We start from the raw sequence: 3747 nt of genomic DNA on the forward strand, positions 1-3747 counted from the left end.
CCCGCGATCCGACGTATCAGCGAGGACGCCACGCCCGGCGAAGCGCTTCAGCAATTGCGCCCGGCCTTGAAGTCGCAATATTGGATGCTCGCGGCGGCTGGCCTGTCCGGCGAGGGTGGAACGGGGCTTGTGCGCGTGCAAGGCCTGCTCGGGATTTACGGGCGCGTGTTCCAGGTCTGGGTTGATGACGACGATCCCGGTCTCGCCAAGACCATGGCAGCGCTCGACAAGCGCTTGCGGCGCGGCGAGTCCATCATGCACGGGTTCGAGCGCTTCCGCGACGGCGCGGAGAGTTTGCTGCGCGGCTTCGGACGCCGACGCAAGGGAGCCGCGGAGCCTCAACCGGAGCCGACACCGACGTCGGACGCTGGCATATCGCCCGCCGCGCCACCGCAAACGGCTTAGAACCGTGGCCCTCGCGACAAGCTCTATAGCTTCTCGCTATCCGTTGAGAAGCACAGGGCTTCAGCCGGTTGATTTGACGCGTTTTCTTCAGCGAACAGTTCGGGAGACGCCGGATCGTCGCCCGATCGCCCGAGAGCGACTTGAAAATTCGACAAATCTAATGCACATTACGAAGTTGGAATGCCCTGTAATCTGACCGGAGCATTTGTAGAAGGGTTTTGAAGCTGACGCCAAACGCGCAGAAACAGGAGTTCACAGAACTCCGCCCGCGCCACGCCAATAGCGCCGTCGCGGTTCCCGCATCCCTCGCCCATCTTGTCGTGGACGCGCTTGAGGACGCCAAGGCTGTCGACATCATCACAATCGATGTCGAGGGCAAGACTTCTATCGCCGATTATATGATCGTGGCTTCGGGACGCTCACAACGTCATGTGGGCGCCATCGCCGACCAGCTCATGGATAAGTTGAAGGAAGCGGGCTTCCGCGATACACGTGTCGAAGGGATGCCTCTCTGCGACTGGGTTCTTATCGATGCGGGCGACGTTATCGTTCACGTGTTCCGTCCGGAAGCGCGCGATTTCTATAACATCGAGAAGATGTGGACATCGGATCGGCCGAAACGCGACGCTGCGGACTAAAGCCTCCGGGCTCGGTGCATATCGGCGGGCGGCCGGATGAAAATTTCCCTTCTGGCCGTCGGCCGACTGAAGAGCGGCGCCGAGCAGACGCAGTTCAACCGCTATTTCGATCTTTTCAACGCCTCCGCGCGCAACCTCGCCATGGGGCCGATGGCGGTGTTCGAGATCCCCGAGGGGCGACACGAAAGCGCGGCGGAACGCAAGGAAGCCGAGGCGCACGAGCTTCTCAAACGCCTCGGACCGGCTCGTCTCGTCGCTCTCGACGAGAACGGCCAGTCTGTCACGTCATATGAGTTCACGGCGATGGTGTCGCGTCTGCGGGATGAGGCACTCGACGTGGCGTTCGCCATCGGCGGGCCGGACGGACACGGCGAGGCGCTGAAAAATGCCGCGCATTTCAAACTGTCGCTCGGCAAGATGACGCTGCCCCACGGCCTCGTGCGAATTGTGCTCGCCGAGCAGCTTTACCGCGCGATGACGATCCTTCAGGGGCACCCGTATCACCGCGCGTGAGCGTCAAGAACAGCGACTCGGTGATCGAGCCGCTGTTCTGCGGCGTTTGTTACACCCGAACCTGAATGCCCACATCGTGCCCGTTCGGTCGGCGCGGATGACCGATTTCGTGGCGCGTATGTCCGATAAGCGATTGATACATCTTGATGTAATTCTTCGCCATGCGCTCGGCGGTGAAACGCTCCTCGAACGCGCCGCGCACGCCTGAGCGATCGAGGTCGGAGAGGCGCGAAACCGCCTTCACCGCTTCGTCGATGCTGTCGACCACATAACCGCTCACGCCGTCGTCGATGACTTCAGGCACGGAACCGGAACGGAATGCGATCACCGGTGTCCCGCAAGCCATCGCCTCAATCATGACAAGGCCGAAAGGCTCGGGCCAATCGATCGGGAACAGCAAAGCTGCGGCATCGCCAAGAAACGCGGCCTTCTGCTGCTCGTTGATCTCGCCGATAAATTCGACGCCGGGCGTGGCCTTCACCATCGGCTCGATCTTTTCCTTCCAGTACCCGTGATCGACCTTGTCGATCTTTGCCGCGATCTTCAACGGCATGCCGGTGCGCGCAGCGATTTCGATTGCGCGGTCGGGCCTCTTTTCCGGCGATATGCGGCCGAGGAACGCGAGGTATCCGCCCTTCGGCTCAGGCGAAAAGGGAAGAAGATCGCGCGGCAACCCATGATAGACGTTGCCAGCCCAGCGCACACAAGACGGCACCGGAAGACGCTGATGATACGAAATCGACGAAAGCGGCACATTCCGGAAAGCGGTATAGAAGGGCAGCAGGTCCGGCAGATCAAGACGGCCGTGAAGTGTTGTCACAGTCTTGTCCGCGAAGGACGAAATCATCGGGAATTGCAGCAGATCTATGTGGAAGTGAAGCACATCGAACTCGTCCACACGTTGCCGGACGTATTCGAGCATCGCCATCTGATGCGGCAGCGGATCTTGTACATTTGCGTCGAGACGAAGCCCCATCTCAGAACATGCCACGAGTTCTGCATTCGTCCGCGAGTCTCCGCTAGCAAAAAGCGTTACTTCGTGACCCTGCCGGACAAGTTCTTCAGTCATATAGGACACAATTCGTTCAGTCCCGCCGTAAAGCCTGGGGGGGCAACTTTCGGCGAGAGGCGCAATTTGTGCGATTTTCATTACGTAAGACTTTCCTGAATTGCGGGAGGCTGCCAGTTCACGGCTTTAACATTCAAAACACGCGAAATTAAAAATGGGTCCGGCTGCGTTCGTGCTGCAAGCACACAAAAGTGCCAGCGCCACGAAGTGGCGCGCAAATAGGCAAAGACCAAACGGATTTAATTAAGATCTTATGCGAGCTCGCGTTTTGCGTTCCGAAGTTCGGACAGCGCCCGCGCGAGAAGCCGCAGGGTGCCAGCGCGGCGTTGCTTCTTTTACGTTATAACATTACATATTGTGCCATGAGCACGTCTTTCCCCGCCTTTCCGCCGAAGGATCACGACCACTGCGCCTGCCTCAACACCGCGCTCGGCCGCGCCAAGGCGCGTTGCAACGAGCAGGGCATCAAATGGACGGCCTTGCGCGAGCAGGTTTTCCTTGAGGTCGCGACGAGCCACAAGCCCGTGAGCGCCTACGATCTCATCGATGTGCTGGCGAAGAACGGCAAGAGGGTGGCTCCCGTTTCGATCTACCGCATCCTCGATGTGCTTCAGTCGGCGGGCCTCGTGCATCGTCTCGAAAGCCGCAATGCGTTTTTTGCCTGCATGGCGGATCACGGAAGCGCGGCGCATACGATCACGCTCGTTTGCGAGGATTGCGACCGCGTCATCGAGGCGGCCGCGCCGGATGCCCTCCATGCTATCGCCGCCGCAGCCGAGGCGGCCAACTTCCTGATGCGTCACACCGTCGTCGAAGTGAGCGGCCTCTGCGCCGACTGCGCGGCCAGGGAAGCCCCCTCATGCTGACGCGCGCCAACACTCATGCGCAGGACGACAGGCCGGGCGCTGCCGGTTCGGCACTGCTGGCGGCGGATCATGTCTCGATCTCCTTCCGCGGGAAGCCGGTGCTTGAGACCGTGAGCATCGCCGTTCACGAGGGCGAAATCGTCACGCTGATCGGGCCGAACGGCGCGGGCAAGACCACGCTCGCGCGGGTGCTGCTGGGCCTCGCCGCGCCCACGTCCGGCCGCGTGGTGCGCCGCCCCGGCCTCACGGTCGGCTA

At 60.9% G+C, this 3747-nt stretch carries 5 protein-coding genes and 1 pseudogene; 5 read left to right on the forward strand and 1 reads right to left on the reverse strand.

Annotated elements, in window-relative coordinates; all coding sequences use genetic code 11:
- From T281_RS19205 to rlmH, 3 genes and pseudogenes are all read left to right on the forward strand, one after another.
- Positions 1-405 (forward strand): annotated as a pseudogene (locus T281_RS19205) (TetR/AcrR family transcriptional regulator); the annotation flags it as partial.
- Between the two features lie 218 nt (positions 406-623).
- Entirely contained in the window at positions 624-1043 is a 420-nt protein-coding gene (gene rsfS / locus T281_RS16520) for a ribosome silencing factor (protein WP_155955320.1), read from the forward strand.
- 36 nt (positions 1044-1079) lie between these two features.
- Entirely contained in the window at positions 1080-1556 is a 477-nt protein-coding gene (rlmH, locus tag T281_RS16525) for a 23S rRNA (pseudouridine(1915)-N(3))-methyltransferase RlmH (protein ID WP_037242076.1), read from the forward strand.
- A gap of 49 nt (positions 1557-1605) precedes the next feature.
- Here the strand turns inward: rlmH and T281_RS16530 are convergent, their stop codons facing one another.
- Positions 1606-2706, reverse strand: coding sequence for a glycosyltransferase family 4 protein (locus T281_RS16530; protein WP_037242078.1), 1101 nt, complete (start codon positions 2704-2706; stop codon positions 1606-1608).
- A gap of 281 nt (positions 2707-2987) precedes the next feature.
- Between T281_RS16530 and T281_RS16535 the strand changes: the two genes are divergently transcribed.
- Both T281_RS16535 and T281_RS19780 read left to right on the forward strand, forming a co-directional pair.
- Positions 2988-3491 carry a Fur family transcriptional regulator gene (locus tag T281_RS16535; RefSeq protein ID WP_037242080.1) on the forward strand — a complete coding sequence of 168 codons (504 nt, stop codon included), beginning with the start codon at positions 2988-2990 and terminating at the stop codon, positions 3489-3491.
- Positions 3485-3747: ATP-binding cassette domain-containing protein (locus T281_RS19780; protein ID WP_037242083.1), on the forward strand; the 263-nt coding region annotated here is incomplete at its 3' end. The genes T281_RS16535 and T281_RS19780, both read left to right, overlap by 7 nt.

Source organism: Rhodomicrobium udaipurense JA643 (assembly GCF_000636015.1).
GTDB classification, from domain to species: Bacteria; Pseudomonadota; Alphaproteobacteria; order Rhizobiales; family Rhodomicrobiaceae; genus Rhodomicrobium; species Rhodomicrobium udaipurense.